Source organism: Chryseobacterium sp. CG10_8 (genome assembly GCF_058117085.1).
Genome location: NZ_JBYVEB010000030.1, coordinates 12,848 through 31,118, shown reverse-complemented (window position 1 = coordinate 31,118; position 18,271 = coordinate 12,848). Strand labels below are relative to the sequence as shown.

The following is an 18,271-nucleotide window of genomic DNA, read 5'->3' as shown; positions in this document are numbered from 1 at the left end:
AAATATTTAAAAATTTTCAAACTACGCAAAAAGATTGCGCAATTGGGTTTTTACTTTGCACTTGAAATTAAAGAAATGAGAATGAAAATTACAGGACAATATATCATCGATTTGGGTTACAGACCAGCAAAATGGTTCGCTGAAGCTTTGGAGTATATCAACTCAAACGATTTGACAGAAGTTGAAGTCAACGAGTATTTAGAACAATTTCAATCACCTGAACCTATTCCATTAATGCAAGAACCTGCAAATTTTGTTTGCAACATCAAAGCGGAAAACGAAGCGGAAGAAGACAACGTTCAAAAAGTGATTGAAACGATGAACGAAATGTTGAAAACACCGACCATGATTGGTGGTGCTTTGATGCCCGATGCTTGTCCGACCGGTGAAAAAGGAATTATTCCTGTTGGTGGTGTCGCGATTGCAAAAAACGCCATTCATCCGGGAATGCATAGCGCAGATATTTGCTGCTCTGTGATGTTGACGGATTTCGGAAAAATTGAGCCCAAATTGGTTTTGGATGCGGGACACCAACATACGCATTTCGGATTCGGAGGAAGACCGAGAGGAAACCAAATGTATATGCCGATTGAATTGATGGAGGAATTTAGAAGCAATTATTTTTTGAATGACGAAAATTTGATTAGTACCGCTCGTGCACATATGGGAACTCAAGGCGATGGAAACCATTTTATGTTTGTAGGGATTTCCAAAAAAACAGGGAATACGATGTTGATTACACATCATGGTTCCAGAGCTCCAGGTGCGTATTTGTACGATAAAGGAATGAAAACCGCCGAAAGATTCAGAAAAGAATTATCGCCTGAAACGTTGAAAGTAAACGCTTGGATTCCTTTTGATACCGAAGAAGGACAGAGTTATTGGGAAGCATTGCAAATCATAAGAAAATGGACAAAATGCAACCACGAAAGCATACATGATGCGGTTTTGAAAGAATTAAATGTGAAAGCCGAAAACAGATATTGGAACGAACATAATTTTGTATTCAGAGATGGAGATTTATTCTACCATGCCAAAGGAGCAACTCCGTTGGACGACAAATTTTTACCCGACATTACAGGCCCAAGATTAATCCCTCTGAATATGGCAGAACCTGTTTTGATTGTGAGTGGAGCCACAAATGGTAGAAATTTAGGATTTGCTCCTCACGGTGCAGGAAGAAATTTCAGCAGAAGCCAACACAAAAGGTCTTTCGGAGAAAAACCGGTTGAAGAAATCTTTGAAGAAGAAACCCAAGGTTTAGACGTGCGATTTTTCTCCAACGAAATTGATATCTCCGAATTACCCAGTGCGTACAAAAATGCGCAAAATGTGAGAGCACAAATGGAAGAATTTGGTTTAGGAGAAGTAATTGACGAAGTGATGCCTTACGGTTGTATTATGGCAGGAGATTGGCAGAAAAATGCCCCGTGGAAGAGGAAGAAAAAAATGAAAAAAATGAGAACAAAAATACTTGAAAAACTGAAAGAAGTTGAAGAACACCGAAATGTAAAAGTGCTACTCGCTGTTGAATCTGGAAGCCGAGCTTGGGGATTTGCGTCTCCTGACAGCGATTACGACATTCGTTTTATCTACCGTCATGAGAAGGATTGGTATCTTTCGCCTTGGGATAAAGACGAAACCATAGAATTTATGACCGAAGATGATTTGGACGGTTCTGGTTGGGATTTGAGGAAGACATTTCATCTTTTGCTAAAATCCAACGCCGCTTTGTTGAGTTGGTTTTATTCCCCCATCATTTATGTAGAAGATAAACGTTTCGTGGAATTATTTCGACCAATCGCTGATGCTTGCTTTTCTCCGATAGCGGTTTCTTACCACTATTTGAGCATGAGCAAAAAATATTTGGAAGCATGCAGAATGGATGAAGTCAAATTAAAAAGCTATTTCTATTGTCTTCGCACTACTTTAACCGGAAAATGGATAATAGAAAAAGGAACGGTTCCTCCTGTTTTGTTTGCTGATTTATTGGTTTTGGTGGATACCGAAACCCGAAACAAAATAGAAAACTTAATCGCTCTTAAAGCAACCAAAGGCGAATCTTATCTCCATCCAAACGATTGGGATTTGTTTAGATTTTTAGAAACAACAATAGCTGAAACCGAAGAAAAGTCCAAAACACTTTCTTCTGGAAATGCAGATAAATTGGAAATGGAGAGGGTTTTTCGGGAGATATTGTTGTTACATTAAAAACATTTGATAACTTTAGAATATAAACATCAAAACTAATCATTATGATTAAATACCCAAGTGATTTTGATATTGAAAGAGATAGTAAAGTCCTAAAGGATTTAATTTCTGTTTACGATTCTGAGGCTCTTTTGATAGACATTGTAGAATTAATATTTCAAATCGAGCCACCAAGAATGAGTATTTACCCATTTCAAGGACTAGATTCTCCATACCGACAATTATCATATATAGCTGGATTAAATCTATCTTCTGATGAGAACAAATCACAAAAAAGTGTTCCAACGACGGAAGAATGGACTAAAATTGTTTCACAAGTAATTACTGTAAGAGCCGGCTATTATGATGAATTGTTAAAAAATAAAAATGATGAATTCAATTATAAAGAGTTTGAAGAGTTTTATAGATGTGCAATGCCAATTTTTAATAATATTTATGATACAGGAGACTTTAATTATGAAGAACAAGTCATCGAAAGGATAAATATACTATTTTCTCCATCAGACAAATTATTGCAAGACTCTTTCGGTTTACATACTTCCGATTTTCTCAATATTTATAATATACTAGATACCTTATTTATTAAAAAATTGAATCTTTTATTAGATTTAATGAAAATAGATTTGGGTGTTAAAAAACTATTTTATGATTTTAAAAATAATGGATATAAAATTGATAATTTAGAATTTGAATTATCAGATAACATAAGAACTGCAATTGAAATATTAACCAACAAAAGTGAAAGATATTCCATTGATATTAAGGATATTTATAATTCTTATGATAAAGAAAAAATAGATATGTTCCTTAGTATATTTATTATTTCAAGAAATGAAACTGACTATCTTTACTATACACAAAAAAATCCATTACTTCTTAAACCACTATTTAAATTAAGAAATAATAAAATTCTAATAATTGACCGAAAAACACTTATTAATTCAATTTTTGATTTTCTTGAGAATACAATTTTAAACTCAAATAATAAAAATAATTTTGAAAAGAGAAGAGGTGTGTGGTTACAAAACAAAACTGAAAATATTCTATCTAAATATTTTAAAAAGGATGCAAAGATTTTCAATGAATATAAATTAGATAACAAAGGGCAAGATGTACTTTGTTTAGCTAAAGGAAGGCTTGCCTTAATAATTGAAAATAAAGCCGTTAAAGAAATGGAATTTAGTGGATATCCTAACACGGTTGAAGTTTTTAGAAGATATGTGAAAAAATTTAAAAAATCAATTCAAGAGGGATATGACCAAACTTGGCGAGTTAAAGACAAATTTTTGTTTGAAGATAATGTAGAAATCCTCGATGATGAAAACAATGTAATTAAAATTGACACAAATAAATACACTAACATTTTCTCAATAATTATTACCATGGATAGGTATCGAGAACCGCAAATTAATACTTCAGAGTTATTAAAGTTGAATGAAGATGATGACAATTTCCCCTTATCTATGTCTATAGATGATTTTGAAGTTTTAATGTTGTCACTTGGAAGATTAAAATTGGGTGTTGGTGGTTTTATTAACCTGCTGAAAAAAAGAGAACTTTTACAAGGAAAAGTTTCATCTAATGATGAACTAGAAATATGGGCAACATTAATAAATAATCCTAAATTTCAGATAAAAGAAGGGCTTAGATTTGTGCCAAACCCAAGAGTAGCAAATATTTTTGATAAATTATATGAAACAGGATTAGGTTTTAAAAATGAAAAACTATTTAAAGAAAAAAGAAGAAAAAACTATTATATAATTAACTCTGTTGCACGAATATAATGACCATCCCCACCCTAAAATCCCAAAACCTTATTCTTTTCGAAGCTATTGCTGGAAGCAAGTCTTTTGGTTTGGATACGCCAAGTTCGGATACGGATATTAAAGGAATTTATTTCACTCCGAAAGAAGATTTTTTCGGACTCAACTATATTCCGCAAGTTGCTAATGAAACCAATGATGAGGTGTATTATGAAATCGGACGTTTTGTAGAATTGCTTCAGAAAAATAATCCCAATATTTTAGAAATTCTGGCAAGTCCAGATGATTGTATTTTGCATAAAAATCCTTTAATTGATTTATTAAAACCCGAAGATTTCCTTTCAAAATTATGTAAAGATACTTTTGCAGGATATGCGATTTCACAAATCAAAAAAGCAAAAGGGCTCAACAAGAAAATTCTAAATCCCGTAGAAAAAGAACGAAAGTCTGTGATGGATTTTTGTTATATTTTGGATGATTATGGCTCAGTTCCTGTTGAAGATTGGCTTATAAAACACAACAAAGAACAAGAAAAATGCGGTTTAATTGACATTACACATACTAAAGGAATGTTTGCGGTTTTTTATGACGAAACAGGTTCTTATGGTTACAAAGGAATTATGAAAAATGTAGAAGCGAATGAAGTTTCTTTATCCTCAATTCCGAAAGGCGAGAAAATGATCGCTTATTTGTATTGCAATTTGGATGCGTATTCTACCTACTGCAAATCGTACAGAGAATATTGGAAATGGGTCAATGAACGCAATGAAGAACGTTACAATGTCAATCAAAATCATGGACAGAATTACGACAGCAAAAACATGATGCACACGATTCGGTTATTACAATCTTGCGAACATATTTTCAAAACAGGTTCGATGCAAGTTCGAGTTGAGAACCGTGACGAATTATTGGACATCAAATCTGGAAATCGTTCGTATGAAGACGTCATGAAATTAGCCGAACAATTAATCAGCTCGATTGAGTATTATCATTCCATTTCTAAACTACCTGATTATCCTGATTTAGAGAAAACCACTAAAATATTGGTGGAAATTAGAAATCAATTGTACAGCTAAAAAAAACTCCCGCAATTTTCGGGAGTTTCTTGTTATGCATTTTCAGTAGGTTGTTGTCCTTCCTGATTGTTTTGAGGTCTGTCTTCTCTCGGTTTTTGCTCCGGTTTTGGAGGTCTTGGTAATAAGACTTTTCGAGAAAGTTTCATTTTCTTACGGTCATCGTACCCCATAAATTTCACTTCCACTTCGTCGCCTTCTGCATAAGGAACTTTGTCCAGACGCTTCCATTCGATTTCAGAAATGTGAAGTAAACCTTCCGTTCCTTTGGCAATCGCTACAAAAGCACCAAAATCCATTACTTTTACCACTTTTCCTTTGTAGACTTCGCCTACAACAGGAACAAAGGTAATTTGATTAATCGCAGCAATTGCAGCGTTAATTTTTTCTCTGTCTGTACCAGCGATTTCGATTCTTCCGATTTCTCCAATTTCTTCAATTGCGATAATTGTATCTGTATCTTTTTGAAGTTGTTGAATGATTTTTCCACCAGGTCCGATAACAGCACCGATGAAGTCTTTAGAAATTTCCAAGATTTCCATTTTTGGAGCGTGAGGTTTAACATCAGCTCTTGGTTTGTCAATGGTTTTAAGGATTTCTCCAAGGATGTGAAGCCTTCCTTCTTTCGCTTGATTCAAAGCAGTTTTCATGATATCCATCGTCAAACCTTGGATTTTGATATCCATTTGACAAGCGGTAATTCCATCTGCAGAACCAGTTACTTTGAAGTCCATATCTCCTAAGTGATCTTCATCTCCTAAGATATCTGAAAGAACGGTGAATTTTCCTGATTTAGGATCAGTAATCAATCCCATTGCAATCCCAGAAACTGGCTTTTTCATTTGTACACCTGCATCCATTAATGCTAAAGTTCCTGCACAAACAGTTGCCATCGAAGAAGAACCGTTAGATTCCAAAATATCAGAAACCACTCTAATCGTATAAGGATTTTCCGCAGGAATCATGTTAGCTAAAGCTCTTTGAGCTAAGTTTCCGTGACCTACTTCTCTTCTTGAAGTTCCTCTTAAAGGTCTTGCTTCACCAGTTGAGAAAGGAGGGAAGTTGTAATGTAAAAAGAACTTTTCGTCATAATTAATCGCAACCGAATCTACCATGTTTGCATCTTTAACCGAACCTAAAGTTACTGCTGTCAACGATTGAGTTTCCCCTCTCGTAAAAATTGCAGAACCGTGTGCTCCTGGTAAATAATCAATTTCTGACCAAATTGGACGAATCGTTTGCGGATCACGGCCATCTAAACGAATTTTTTCATTTAGAATCATTTGACGCATCGCTTCTTTTTCTACATCGTGGTAGTATATTTTTGCAAAAGGTTCAACTTCTGCTCTTTCTTCTTCAGAATATTGAGATAAAAATTCTTCTAAAACTGCAGCGAAGTTAGTATGTCTTTCTTCTTTAGCAGATGGCGTTTTAGCTACTTGATAGACTTTATCATAAGTTTCTCTCCAAACTTTTTCTCTGATTTCTTCGTTGTGCGTTTCGTGAGAATATTCTCTTTTTGGAAGAGATTTTTCAACTTTAGCCGCTAAATTTTCTTGTGCTTGAATCTGAACTTTAATTTCTTCGTGAGCGTATTGAATTGCTTCAATCATTTCCTCTTCAGAAATTTCGTCCATAATACCTTCAACCATTACGATAGAGTCTTTGGTTGCACCTACCATAATATCCAAATCAGCTTTTGCAAGGTTTTCCAAACTTGGGTTAACCGAAAGTTGACCATCAATTCTTACTACTCTTACTTCTGACATTGGTCCGTTGAAAGGGATATCAGTAATTGCAATCGCAGCAGAAGCAGCTAAACCAGCTAAATCTTCTGGCATTGCTTCTTTATCATAAGAAATTAGGGAAATCATTACCTGAACTTCTGCGTGGAAATCTTCAGGGAAAAGCGGACGCAATACACGGTCAACCAATCTCATGGTTAAGATTTCTTGGTCAGAAGGTCTTGCTTCTCTTCTAAAGAAATTTCCAGGGATTTTACCTCCTGCGTAGAATTTTTCTCTGTAATCAACTGTTAGTGGAAGAAAATCCACTCCAGGGTTAGCTTCTTTGTTAGCGACAACAGTTGCCAAAAGCATTGTTCCGCCACATTTTACGACAACAGAACCGTCCGCTTGCTTTGCAAGTCGCCCTGTTTCGATGGAGATTTCTCTCCCGTCTTTTAATTGAAATTTTTCAATAATTGCTTGTGGAGCATTCATAAAATTGTTTCGTCTTTTACACTCCGTATTGAGTGCGTTAATTTATTTAAACTCTTTAAATTTTCGTGTGCAAAGGTAAGGTAATTATTTGGATTGTGGGTAATTATAGGGGGAAAGCTTTGATTAAAATTTATAATATTAATCATATTATTTCATTGGGTTTTCCATTTGTTTTAATGTTATGAAATAAGTATTGCATTTTGGTGAAAATACTTAAAATTAATCTCTTTTTCTCTTGAAAATACTGTAACCAAGTTTCCATTCGAGGTAATTAGCTCGGTGGAATTCAGTTGCATTGATTCCTAAAGACAAAAAGAAGCGGTCTGTCACAAAGTATCTTAATCCTACACGTTGAAAGAACTTATATTTATTAAATCTTGAGGCTTCTTTGAAGGGATAGTATCCCATTGAAATATCAATTTTTAGACGTTCCATATTGAGTCGATAAGTTGGTAATATACTTAAGAGAAGTTTGTCGTGGTCGAATCTTTTCTTTTGGTATAACACTCCCTCGCTGGCATACATGGTGTGGTTATATTCTTCGTCATAGACTAATTCAAGTCCTATTCCCCAAGAACTTTTATAAGTAAATTGCTTCGTGTAAAGACCTTCGATTCCATAAACATTGTAAAAAAATCCACTGTAGGGGTCTGGTAACGTTGAGCGGTCTTCATATTTGTAGTGAGCTTCCTTTTTTCCGTAAAATGCTGAAACTTCTACAGTGTTATAGCGGTCGTAGACATCATCGTCAACTCCTTCTTGCCTTTGTTCTCGCCTTTCTTCCGGGTGATAGGTGAGTGATAATTGTGGCGCTCCAAAATTCTGACCTTTATTGGGAGTGTTGGTTGCTCCGTTAGAAAAATGATGGAGTCCAAATCCAAGACCAAGGTCAAAGTGCTTGCTTAATTCGTAGTTGATCGCGGTTCCCAAACCAATATACATATTAGTTTTTGAGCCTAAAGAGGGATTGGGATAATCTGGGTAATGGTAAGCATTGGAATTAAATGCAATTCCGAAATTAATCCAGTAGTTCCAATTGAATTTCTTCCAGTCCTTAGCAGAAGTCGAATAATTGAGGAAAAGAGCAGTCGCGTTTCCAAATTCCTCATGTTTCATAAAGTCAAATGTTGTGACTCCAATTCCAAAAGTAGGATTCCCGAATTTTCTTTGCCATTGTTTTTCTCCATTAGTTCTCTTAGATACCATGAAGGAGGCAGCTTTATAATCGAGATTATCCAGTTTTTTAATATAGAAATTAGTTTTCAAGACTTGTCCATATTGAATATTGGCTGTGAATTCAATATTAGAGGATATGCTGTCTTTTTCTTGTGCGCTATATAGAATGGGAAATAGTAATAGGATAAAGAAATTCTTCATTTTAGGCTTTCATCTCGATTTTGTGGTTCCCAAAAATAAATTTTTCTATCGGAAAACAACATTTTTCTCCTATGAAAATTGTGAAAATAAAAAAAGCAACCCTCTAGAGTTGCTTTAGCTTGTTTGTAGAAAGATTATTTTCTTAATCCTAATTCAGCGATAATCGCTCTATATCTTGCGATATCTTTCTTCTTAAGATAGTCTAGTAATGCTTTTCTTTTACCTACCAATTTTACCAAAGATTTTTCAGTTGCGTAATCTTTGTGGTTGCTTTTCAAGTGACCTGAAAGGTGGTTGATTCTAAAAGTGAAAAGTGCTACTTGTCCTTCAGCACTTCCTGTGTCTGTTGCAGATTTTCCATGTTTTGCGAAAATTTCTGCTTTCTTTTCTGATGTTAAGTACATGCAAATATTATTTAATGATTATTATGTAACGAGGTGCAAAAGTATAACAATTATTTGATTTGGCAAAATAGTCTTGAAATACTTTGTTTATTACTTAGTTTTAGGAATTTTGTTGTTATTTGTGAAAGTCAATTTCCCAAAACTGTTATCTTTGTAGTATTATCGCAGATGATTAAAGTCCATTCTAAAACATTACCTTTTTTACTCTTGGTGTTTTTGGCTTCTACGGCTCTCGTAAAAGCACAGGATAACTCTGCAGTAAAGGATAACGTGAGGACTTTACTTTGTTTCGCACCTCAGATCGATCCAGATGTGGACGAAATCAAAGAAGCGTCTTATATTTCTTTTTTTGATGAGTTTACCGAATTTGTTGGTTCTTATCAGCATGTGAAAGTCCTTAGATTGGAAAGTCCTACTGATTACGAAAAACCTGATCAGGAATTGCTTTTGAAGATGTGTGAAAACAATAATGGGGACTTTGTAATTGTTCCGAAAATTAAATTTTTCAAAGTTGGAATTGGAAAGTATGTGTTTTCTAGTCAAGTGATTGTAAGTCTTAAGTTGTATGATCGTTCTGGAAATCTCATCGAAGAGACTAATCATGATACCTATAAAAGAAACAAAAGACTTTTGGGATCTGCCGAAAATTCGATAAAAATAGGAACCAAAGGAGCTTTGAAAGAGATGTCAAAAAGCTTCAGGAAAATTCGGAAAACGTAACATTCTTCAGTTTGACATAAGATTCTGTTTTTCTTTTTAAATCAACAAATCTTAACTTCTTTTATTGGATATTTTCCGTTACTTTTGCACCTAAAAATTTGGAATAGTGGAAACACAAGAATTGGTTTTTAATCCTGCTGATATTGCAGAGCGCTTAAGTGAGCTTCCTGCAGATGAGAGATTATTGGCCTTTTTGAAGGTTCCCAAGGAGTACAAAGCGGATGTGTTTTCGCATCTAGATCCAGATTTTCAGGAGGATACCATCAGGAGTATTGGGAGTGAGGATGTCGCTCATATCTTGAATGAGATGTCACCCGATGACAGAACCGCCTTACTAGAAGATTTCCCAGATGAACTTATAAAGTATTCCATTAATCTCCTCAATCCGCAAGAAAGGAGAATTGCGCTTAAGCTTTTGGGTTACGATTCTGATTCAATTGCGCGTCTTATGACTCCTTATTATATCCAGATCAGGAAGGAGTGGACGGTAAGTCGTTGTCTTCAGCAAATTAAGAAAGTTGGACCTAAAGTGGAGACACTCAATTATCTTTATGTTGTTGACGAAAGAAACCGATTGATTGATGACTTAGATATTCGCAAGATCTTATTAGCTGATGGTGATCAATTGGTTTCCGAGATTACTGATAATCATTTTGTAGCCATTCCAACCAAGACTTCTAAAGAAGATGCGGTACAGTATTTCGAAAAATATGACCGTAACGCGCTTCCCATCGTAACAGATAATGGAGTGTTGGTAGGAATCGTAACAATAGATGACATCTTAGACCAAATCGAACAGCAGAATACCGAAGATATTCAAAAATTCGGGGGATTGGAAGCCTTGGACGAACCTTATCTACAGACTCATTGGTTTGAAATGATTAAGAAAAGAGGATTTTGGTTAATCGTCTTATTTCTACTCCAGTTAATTACCGCATCTGTAATGGCTTTCTATGAAAGTGAGATTGCTAGCGCTGTTGTTTTGACGCTTTTTATTCCATTAATTATTTCGAGTGGGGGTAATTCTGGGTCTCAGGCTGCTACGCTGATTATTCGTGCTATGGCCTTACAGGAAGTAACAGTAAAAGATTGGTGGTTAGTCATGAAAAAAGAGCTTATTACTGGACTTTTCTTAGGTTCGCTTTTGGGGGTGATAGGATTCATTAGAATTTGGCTTTGGCAAAAAACAGGGATATTTGATTACGGTCAATATTGGGTTTTTATAGGGATTAGTGTTGCCTTCTCGCTAATGATGATTGTTCTTTGGGGGACGCTCTCTGGATCTATGGTTCCATTTATTTTGAAGAAGTTTGATTTGGACCCCGCAACCTCTTCTGCGCCGTTTGTAGCAACCTTGGTGGATGTTACTGGTTTGATTTTCTATTTTACGATTGCAGGACTTTTCCTTTCGGGTAAATTGCTTTAGAATTCTGTATATTTACATTTTAAGAGCAATTTTTTATGCAAATGGTTTCTAAAAATTTCAAAATTTTACTTATTTTTTTATTGGTAGCAGTTTATGTCATTTTGTGTTTGACTTCGACCAATATTATCATAGATGACTCTTATATTACCTTTCAGTATGCTAAGAATTTTTCCGAATTTGGGAAACCATGGTATAATCTAGATCCTTCGTATCAAGGTAATGGACAGACCAGCCTGCTGTGGATGTGGATGTTAGCCTTGTTGAATTTTTTCGGTTGGAAACCCGAATTTTCTTTTCTTTGGCTTAATTTGTTTTTGGGTATTTTTTTGATTTATAAATTAGTACAAAATTTAGAATTCAAGATAGATCAGTTGGTGCTAAGTTTTTTTAATTTTTCACTTGCTTGTTTTTTTGTTTATTGGCTTTATCTCAATTCGTTACATGGATTAGAAACGGTTTTAGCAGCATTTGTTTTGTATCTTTTTGTTAAAAATTGGGATCAATCTTTTAATTATTTCGCAATTCTGCTTTTGCTAATTAGGCCAGAGTATGGCTTGTTTCTGATTTTTTGGACTTTGGATTCCAAGTTATTTTCTCGCGAATTTTTTCGAAGGGTATTGTTCTCAGCGATAGGAGGACTTATTTTCGTGATATATTATTTGGTTTACTTTGATTTCTATATTCCTCTTCCTTTTATTTATAAATCCGAACTTGGAACCTACGATTTTCAGCATTTGTCTGTCTATTTGGGGTTACTTTTGATCTTTGTTCCTGTGTTTGGCACGCTCTTTCAGAGAAAAAAGTATTTGCTGTTGATTCCGTTTAATATTTTTATTTTCTATTATACCTTTAATGTCCAGAGTTACTCATCAGGTATTTTTAATAGATATTATTTTCCTTTACTGAGTCTTTATCTTGTTTATCCGGTGATAATACCACAAATAGAAAGAATCAAATTCTCGAAATATATTGTTTATGCAATTTGGATTTTTGCTGTTTTGAGAATGCTTGATTTGTCAGGGAATTTTTATCGTCTCAAGAAAGATATTATCACCTATAATCCTTTAACATACGGTGCTTACCAGAAACTGGTCGATTTAACAAAAGAAGATCAGCCTATTATGGTTTGTGATGCTGGTTATACTGCTTATTTTTCCAAGACGATATGTTATGACGGATTTGGGCTTAACGATGCCAAATTATTAATTGCCAAGAAAAGCCGCAATTCTGCAGAATACAGACAATATCTGATGGATAAAAAAGTGGTCTTTATTGGAGTGGCCTCCAAGTCTTTAGGCTCTTTGGAGCCGAGATTTGAAGCAGAGGGATTTATTCATCAAAGTTTAGGTTTGACAAAAATTAAGCCTTACAAAATTTTCCCAATGGAAGAAGGCTATCACTTATTTGTTTACAAATTCGAGAGAGGTTATCCCAACAATTAACTCAGATTTCTAGAGGATTTTTCCTAATTCAAGACAAAGCCATTCGAGCATTTCTTTGTCCTCTGCTGTGAAAGGATTCAAAGTATGAGAGTCAATATCAATTTGTCCAATATTAACACCATTTTTCATGATTGGTACAACGATTTCTGCTTTGGTATCGATTGAACAACTCAAATAATTATCTTGCTCCAATACATCTGGAACTTCAAAAGTCTGATTAGAAACGGCAACTTGCCCACAAATGCCTTTCCCAAAGGGAATGATAGTGTGATCTGTTTCTGCTCCAACATAAGGACCAAGGATGAGTTCTTCTTTGTCTCCATTTCTGAAATAGAATCCTGTCCAATTAAAATATTCTTTCTCTTGGTCAAGAAGAACGCAGATTTTTTGAAGTTTGTTTTCAGTATCTATTGCTGGGCTTTCTATAATAGTAGAAAGTCTTTTTTTAAGTTCAGACATTTATTTGTAATGTGTTATTAAGTGAATTCTTTGAGTTCGACTTCTTCTTTGTAGCCAAACATACCTCTTTCTTTGATCATATCTGCTACACCTTCAGGAAGTTGTTTTTCCCAACCGCTTTCGCAACAACTAATTTTTCTAAGAATTTCTCTAGAATAAATTTCAGAATATTCAGGATTGTAATTTTTGATATCCACAATTCTATTATTGAGTTTGAAGTATTTATACAATTCTTTCAAATTATCATTAACCTTAAGATTGGTAGAGTCCAAAAGTTCATGAGTAATTGGATCTTTGTATGGATAAAGGTACACCCGCATATCTTTTCTGAAGAATTTTCCAAAAGCTTCCAAGATACCACCCGAAAGATTGTTATAATAACTTTCGTCAAATACCATCAGTAAGTTATTAACTCCCATTCCAATACCAATATATTTTCCTGTAAATTCAGCGAAATAATCGATAAGTCGGTAATACTCAGAGAAGTTAGAAATCAATACAGTGTAACCTAGCTTAGCTAAAACGTCCACACGGTCTAAGAAATCTCTCTCGTTAATATATCCATCTGTCCTAAGGTTCGAGATGGTGATTTCAAAAAGTACTTCGGTGTCTTCTTGCGTACAGTTGGTATCTTGTTCGAACATTTTCAGTCCATTTTCGAACATATCAACACTCACATTGGTCACAGGACGAAAGCTTCCTCTTACCGCAAAAATATTTTTCTTGTATAATAAATCAGATGGAAGTCTGTTTTTCCCAGTCGAATCAAAAATAACCGCTTCGGTCATTCCATTTTTAACCAATTGTAATGACATTAGTCGATTGTCAACATATTCAAAAGCTGGTCCACTAAAGTCAATCATGTCGATTTCCAAATCATCCAAATCGATATCATCATATAATGAGTCAATTAATCGTCTTGGATTATCACTGTAAAAAAATACACCATAAATCAAATTAACCCCCAAATTACCAAGAGTTTCCTGTTGAAGAGTTGCATTATTTTCTTTAAATTTAATATGAAGAACAATCTCGTTGTAGTCTTGATTTTCTTTTAAACGGAATCTTACGCCGACCCAACCATGACCTTTGGCGGTCTTTTCAAAATTAATGGTGGTTACTGTATTGGCGTAAGAAAAGAATTTTTTACCAGGATTTTTTTCAGGAGAAAGTCGCTCCTCCATAAGCGCAACCTCGTACTGAAGCATTTTTCTTAGACGATTCTGCGTGACATATCTGTTTTTAGGCTCTTTTCCGTAGATAGCATCGGAAAAATCTTTGTCATAAGCGGACATTGCCTTTGCAATGGTTCCAGAAGCTCCACCAGCACGAAAAAAATGTCGAACAGTCTCTTGACCTGCTCCAATTTCGGCAAATGTTCCGTAAATGGTTGGCTCCAGATTAATAGCCAATGCTTTCTGCTTAGGGGTAAGTTCTTGCTTTGTTAGAGGCATCTTCGATTTTTTTGTAAATTTACCAAAATTAATACCAACCTCAAAAAATGAAGTTGAAATTTTTAGGAACAGGAACTTCGCAGGGAGTTCCAGTCATAGGATGTACTTGCAAGGTATGTTCGTCTGAGGACGAAAGAGACCATCGACTTCGTTCTTCGGTTATATTGGAGACCGAGAGTAATCATCGTATTTTGGTTGATTGCGGTCCCGATTTTAGACAGCAAATGTTAAGAAGTAACATTGGTTCATTAGATGCTGTGCTTATTACCCACGAACATAATGACCATGTGATTGGTCTCGATGATTTACGCCCATTAATTTTCAAAAGAAAAAAAGAGATCCCCATGTATTGCCTGAAAAGGGTAGGTCAGGAGATTGAAACTAGATTCCCTTATGCGTTTGCTACGGTTCGCTATCCAGGAGCCCCATCATTTGATTTAAGAGAAATAAAGGGAGATTTTTTTATTGAAGATTTGGAGGTGCTGCCAATTAGGGTAATGCACTTTGAATTACCTATTTTAGGATTCAAATTTCGAAATTTAGCGTATATAACTGATGCCAGTTTTATTTCTAGTGAAGAAAAAGAGAAGCTCAAGAATCTTGATTATCTTATTGTGAATGCACTGCGAAAAACAGAACCGCATCCCTCTCATTTTATATTGGATGATGCCTTGAAATTGTATAATGAACTGAAACCTAATAAAATGTACTTAACCCACATTAGTCACCACTTTGGAACTTATCAGGAGGAGAATCCTGAGTTACCAGATGGTGTTGAAATGGCTTATGATGGATTAGAAATAAATTTTTAAAAAAAATCTAAAAAAATATTTTTGAAAAAGAATAAAAGTTCTATATTTGCACACCCAATTACAAGCCCAGTTGGCGGAATTGGTAGACGCGCTAGACTCAAACTCTAGTATCGAAAGATGTGCCGGTTCGATTCCGGCACTGGGTACTAAAATCCTCTGTAATCTTTGATTAACAGAGGATTTTTTTTGGATTAAAGAATAGTGGAATAATTCACTAAAGAATCCGCTTCATTTATGAAGCGGATTCTCAATTTGATAGTCTACGGATTTTTATTACTCTTCCAGTTTATAAATCTCCATAATATCAGCTAAGATTCTTTGGAAGTTGATTTCCAAATCAATTAGTTTGCCTGTTTTGATATCGAAAACCCAACCGTGAATTTGCAAATCTCTTTTTCTCATCGCTTTCTGAACCGCCGCCATTTTAACAACGTTTATCGCTTGCTCTTTTACGTTCAGTTCTACTAATCGGTCATAGCGTTTTTGCTCATTGCCAATAGCATTTAATTCATCTTTGTGAGCGCGGTAAACATCACGGATGTTTCTCAACCAAGGATTTAAGATTCCAAGGTCTTTGGCTTCCATGGCAGCTTTCACGCCACCACAAGAGTAGTGACCACAAACCACAATATGATTAACTTCTAAATGCTTTACAGCATAATTAATCACACTTTGAGCATTAAGGTCAATAGCATTAACCACATTCGCTACATTACGGTGTACAAACAATTCACCTGGCTGTAATCCCATAATATCTTCTGCTGTAACACGAGAGTCGGAACAACCAATGTACAAAACATCTGGCTTCTGACCTTTGTTTAGGTTTTCAAAATATTCAGGGTCGTGTTGCGTTTTTTCCGCAATCCACTTTTCGTTGTTTTCAAAAATTTTCTCTAAATCCATATTTTTTTGAATTAATAATTAATAGTTAATAATGAATGTTTTATCTAAATCTTAGCCTCAACCTTACCCTACATTTGCGTATCATTTCTCATTTCAAAAGCTCTAGGAATGTCTTCAGGCTTTTCGCCTAAGTTTTGACGAAGATCGATTTCAATTCCTCTTGCAATAGCTGAAATAGGAACGTCGTTAGCAGAACCTTCGAAAGGGTTTTCACCAACTCTTCCGATTCTGTTCAAAGTATAGAAAACCCACATTACAGCCACTGAAAACGGTACTGCAAACCACACAATCCAATCAGGGCAAACGATATTAGACTTTTCTGATATTTTAACGGCAATTTCTCCAAATTGAGCAGCTATTGATAAGGGTAAAATTAACAAGAATATCCAAGTAAAATAATACATTAATGATGCGAATTGTCTCGGGTAAGGAAAATTTTTGATCCTTTCGGATTTTCCTTGATGTGTGAAAAGTTCTTCCAAGACATTTTCTAATTCTAAAAACGAAAATTCCCAAATCAACCCTTTTTCTTTTAGTCTTCTTAAATGGTTGGATTGAAGATACAGTAAAGCCGTTTGTTTATTAGCCTTATTAGAAATGTATTGGTAATCTTCCTCGTTAAGGTAAGGTTTAATAGTTTGGTCAAAATCTTCTTTAAATTCTGGAACATAGATCATGTTCGCCCATTCTTTGTTGGTTTTTTCGTTCATCACATATTCCCAAACTCTTGGCTGACGCATTGCATAACGTAACGCTGTTAACCAGGCAATATGGCGATGGATTACCGTCTTTTTTTCTTGGTACAATTCATCTTCTGAAACTGGATTTTTAGCATGATCGTTATTGATGAAATCTTGTGCCATCATTCCCAATGTTCGGGATGAATTAACGATTGAGCCCCAAATTTGACGAGCTTCCCAAATTCTGCCGTATGCTGCATTACTCTGAAAACTTAGAATAAAGGCTACTGCGGTACCAATTAAAGCTACTGGAGTAAAAGGGAATTGAATCAAATGGTCAGAATATATGAAAAGACCAACTTCCACAATGGAAATAAAGAGGAATAAAAAGGTTTCATAGCGCGTCCATAGTGCCATTTCTTTTAAGGGAAATACTTTTTTTGTATACATTTTTTGATTGTTGTAAAAGTTGAATTATGGCTTTTGGAGATTTTTATTGGAAGTCATTTTTCTGCTTCTCTTCATTTTCTCTCTTTAGTTGTCTCTCCTTTGCCATCTTTTTTAGATGCTTTCTGTTGTTTTTAATCATTTTTGGAGCAAAATTACTAATCAGAATTCCAGTTAAAATGACGGTGTAGAAAGTACCAATTAATCCTACCAAAGCGGTAATCAATTTGGTGTAATGTGCTGTTGGTAAGATGTCTCCAAATCCAATCGTGGTAAGACTTATCGTTGTAAAATAAACTAAGTCCGTAAAAATTTCAGAAGCAGTTCTATGAATTTCGATATTTAAGCAATCTGGATTGGAGTAAAATAAATACTGATAAAGGAATGCGAAAATCTCAATCAGCAACAGATAACCGCATGCAGAGGCCGATAATACATCAGTGGTAAATTCATCGGGTCTTACCAAAAATTTGAAGACTTCAAAAAATATGAATCCGAAAAACACCGCGTAAAGCAAACTTATTGAAATGAGAAAATCGTGGATATTCAGAAAATAACCTCCACTAATAGGAAGTAAAATGACCCCAGCTAAAAGAATGTTTTTGATAATTCTTTCACCGACGCTTTTCTCCTTGAAAATTCCAACGCTGGTAACTCCCAAAATGATCATATTAATGGGCCAAATTATCTTTGCATAAAAAACCAAATCCGTCAGAAAAATGGAAATAAATAAATGCTGCGTCAATCCAAATAACAAAAATTCGTATTTGTTGCTATTAATATAATCGTGGACTTGCTGGTATTTAGTTTTCAACGGTGTTTTTTTATTGGGCAAAAATACTAAAAATAAAAAATGTGCAGAAAAGAGCTTTCCG

General features: G+C 34.9%; 15 protein-coding genes, 1 tRNA gene and 1 pseudogene. 9 read left to right on the top strand and 8 right to left on the bottom strand.

Annotated features, from left to right (window positions below; translation table 11 throughout):
- Positions 1 to 81 precede the first annotated feature (81 nt).
- The 4 genes and pseudogenes from AC4AGG_RS07085 to AC4AGG_RS07070 all read left to right on the top strand — a co-directional run.
- Positions 82 to 1,455, top strand: a pseudogene (locus tag AC4AGG_RS07085) (RtcB family protein); the annotation flags it as partial.
- A gap of 3 nt (positions 1,456 to 1,458) precedes the next feature.
- Positions 1,459 to 2,211 (top strand): nucleotidyltransferase domain-containing protein, encoded by a 753-nt coding sequence (locus AC4AGG_RS07080; RefSeq protein WP_489771292.1) that lies wholly within the window; start codon positions 1,459 to 1,461, stop codon positions 2,209 to 2,211.
- 44 nt (positions 2,212 to 2,255) lie between these two features.
- Positions 2,256 to 3,995, top strand: a complete 1,740-nt coding sequence (locus AC4AGG_RS07075) for a hypothetical protein (protein WP_489771291.1) — start codon at positions 2,256 to 2,258, stop codon at positions 3,993 to 3,995.
- On the top strand, positions 3,995 to 5,053 hold the full coding sequence (locus AC4AGG_RS07070; protein ID WP_489771290.1) for a DNA polymerase beta superfamily protein: 1,059 nt from the start codon (positions 3,995 to 3,997) through the stop codon (positions 5,051 to 5,053). Before AC4AGG_RS07075 ends, AC4AGG_RS07070 begins: the two co-directional genes overlap by 1 nt.
- A gap of 32 nt (positions 5,054 to 5,085) precedes the next feature.
- On the opposite strand, the gene AC4AGG_RS07065 is transcribed toward AC4AGG_RS07070, so the two are convergent.
- The 3 genes from AC4AGG_RS07065 to rpsO all read right to left on the bottom strand — a co-directional run bounded on the left by AC4AGG_RS07065 (position 5,086) and on the right by rpsO (position 9,053).
- Positions 5,086 to 7,272, bottom strand: coding sequence for a polyribonucleotide nucleotidyltransferase (locus AC4AGG_RS07065; RefSeq protein WP_489771289.1), 2,187 nt, complete (start codon positions 7,270 to 7,272; stop codon positions 5,086 to 5,088).
- Positions 7,273 to 7,491: 219 nt separating this feature from the next.
- On the bottom strand, positions 7,492 to 8,649 hold the full coding sequence (locus AC4AGG_RS07060; RefSeq protein ID WP_489771288.1) for an acyloxyacyl hydrolase: 1,158 nt from the start codon (positions 8,647 to 8,649) through the stop codon (positions 7,492 to 7,494).
- Positions 8,650 to 8,783: 134 nt separating this feature from the next.
- Positions 8,784 to 9,053 (bottom strand): 30S ribosomal protein S15, encoded by a 270-nt coding sequence (rpsO, locus tag AC4AGG_RS07055; RefSeq protein ID WP_489771287.1) that lies wholly within the window; start codon positions 9,051 to 9,053, stop codon positions 8,784 to 8,786.
- 168 nt (positions 9,054 to 9,221) lie between these two features.
- Between rpsO and AC4AGG_RS07050 the strand changes: the two genes are divergently transcribed.
- The 3 genes from AC4AGG_RS07050 (at position 9,222) to AC4AGG_RS07040 (ending at position 12,641) form a co-directional block, all read left to right on the top strand.
- The gene (locus AC4AGG_RS07050) at positions 9,222 to 9,773 is read left to right on the top strand and encodes a pyruvate decarboxylase (protein WP_489771286.1); all 552 of its coding nucleotides are present in this window, start codon (positions 9,222 to 9,224) and stop codon (positions 9,771 to 9,773) included.
- Between the two features lie 106 nt (positions 9,774 to 9,879).
- Positions 9,880 to 11,199, top strand: a complete 1,320-nt coding sequence (gene mgtE / locus AC4AGG_RS07045) for a magnesium transporter (protein ID WP_489771285.1) — start codon at positions 9,880 to 9,882, stop codon at positions 11,197 to 11,199.
- A 35-nt stretch (positions 11,200 to 11,234) separates the two neighbouring features.
- Positions 11,235 to 12,641 (top strand): hypothetical protein, encoded by a 1,407-nt coding sequence (locus AC4AGG_RS07040; RefSeq protein WP_489771284.1) that lies wholly within the window; start codon positions 11,235 to 11,237, stop codon positions 12,639 to 12,641.
- A gap of 9 nt (positions 12,642 to 12,650) precedes the next feature.
- Here AC4AGG_RS07040 and AC4AGG_RS07035 read toward each other — a convergent pair whose 3' ends face one another.
- Both AC4AGG_RS07035 and AC4AGG_RS07030 read right to left on the bottom strand, forming a co-directional pair.
- Positions 12,651 to 13,100, bottom strand: coding sequence for a GAF domain-containing protein (locus tag AC4AGG_RS07035; protein ID WP_489771283.1), 450 nt, complete (start codon positions 13,098 to 13,100; stop codon positions 12,651 to 12,653).
- Positions 13,101 to 13,117: 17 nt separating this feature from the next.
- Positions 13,118 to 14,554 (bottom strand): TonB-dependent receptor, encoded by a 1,437-nt coding sequence (locus AC4AGG_RS07030; RefSeq protein WP_489771282.1) that lies wholly within the window; start codon positions 14,552 to 14,554, stop codon positions 13,118 to 13,120.
- A 47-nt stretch (positions 14,555 to 14,601) separates the two neighbouring features.
- On the opposite strand from AC4AGG_RS07030, the gene AC4AGG_RS07025 reads away from it, so the two are divergent.
- The gene (locus AC4AGG_RS07025; RefSeq protein WP_489771281.1) at positions 14,602 to 15,366 is read left to right on the top strand and encodes an MBL fold metallo-hydrolase; all 765 of its coding nucleotides are present in this window, start codon (positions 14,602 to 14,604) and stop codon (positions 15,364 to 15,366) included.
- Between the two features lie 64 nt (positions 15,367 to 15,430).
- Positions 15,431 to 15,512: transfer RNA gene (locus AC4AGG_RS07020), tRNA-Leu, on the top strand.
- A gap of 127 nt (positions 15,513 to 15,639) precedes the next feature.
- Here the strand turns inward: AC4AGG_RS07020 and AC4AGG_RS07015 are convergent.
- The 3 genes from AC4AGG_RS07015 to AC4AGG_RS07005 form a co-directional block, all read right to left on the bottom strand.
- The gene (locus AC4AGG_RS07015; protein WP_489771280.1) at positions 15,640 to 16,269 is read right to left on the bottom strand and encodes a carbonic anhydrase; all 630 of its coding nucleotides are present in this window, start codon (positions 16,267 to 16,269) and stop codon (positions 15,640 to 15,642) included.
- Positions 16,270 to 16,337: 68 nt separating this feature from the next.
- Positions 16,338 to 17,366 (bottom strand): bestrophin family protein, encoded by a 1,029-nt coding sequence (locus tag AC4AGG_RS07010; RefSeq protein WP_489771279.1) that lies wholly within the window; start codon positions 17,364 to 17,366, stop codon positions 16,338 to 16,340.
- 76 nt (positions 17,367 to 17,442) lie between these two features.
- Complete coding sequence (locus tag AC4AGG_RS07005) at positions 17,443 to 18,210, bottom strand: potassium channel family protein (protein WP_489771278.1); 768 nt, start codon at positions 18,208 to 18,210, stop codon at positions 17,443 to 17,445.
- Positions 18,211 to 18,271 lie beyond the last annotated feature (61 nt).

Coding starts and splice junctions, on each gene's coding strand:
- AC4AGG_RS07060 (WP_489771288.1), bottom strand. CDS start 8,649: ATGAAGAATTTCTTTATCCTATTACTATTTCCCATTCTATATAGCGCA.
- AC4AGG_RS07075 (WP_489771291.1), top strand. CDS start 2,256: ATGATTAAATACCCAAGTGATTTTGATATTGAAAGAGATAGTAAAGTC.
- AC4AGG_RS07070 (WP_489771290.1), top strand. CDS start 3,995: ATGACCATCCCCACCCTAAAATCCCAAAACCTTATTCTTTTCGAAGCT.
- AC4AGG_RS07030 (WP_489771282.1), bottom strand. CDS start 14,554: ATGCCTCTAACAAAGCAAGAACTTACCCCTAAGCAGAAAGCATTGGCT.
- rpsO (WP_489771287.1), bottom strand. CDS start 9,053: ATGTACTTAACATCAGAAAAGAAAGCAGAAATTTTCGCAAAACATGGA.
- AC4AGG_RS07050 (WP_489771286.1), top strand. CDS start 9,222: ATGATTAAAGTCCATTCTAAAACATTACCTTTTTTACTCTTGGTGTTT.
- AC4AGG_RS07015 (WP_489771280.1), bottom strand. CDS start 16,269: ATGGATTTAGAGAAAATTTTTGAAAACAACGAAAAGTGGATTGCGGAA.
- AC4AGG_RS07010 (WP_489771279.1), bottom strand. CDS start 17,366: ATGGCACTATGGACGCGCTATGAAACCTTTTTATTCCTCTTTATTTCC.
- AC4AGG_RS07080 (WP_489771292.1), top strand. CDS start 1,459: ATGAGAACAAAAATACTTGAAAAACTGAAAGAAGTTGAAGAACACCGA.
- AC4AGG_RS07035 (WP_489771283.1), bottom strand. CDS start 13,100: ATGTCTGAACTTAAAAAAAGACTTTCTACTATTATAGAAAGCCCAGCA.
- AC4AGG_RS07065 (WP_489771289.1), bottom strand. CDS start 7,272: ATGAATGCTCCACAAGCAATTATTGAAAAATTTCAATTAAAAGACGGG.
- AC4AGG_RS07040 (WP_489771284.1), top strand. CDS start 11,235: ATGCAAATGGTTTCTAAAAATTTCAAAATTTTACTTATTTTTTTATTG.
- AC4AGG_RS07025 (WP_489771281.1), top strand. CDS start 14,602: ATGAAGTTGAAATTTTTAGGAACAGGAACTTCGCAGGGAGTTCCAGTC.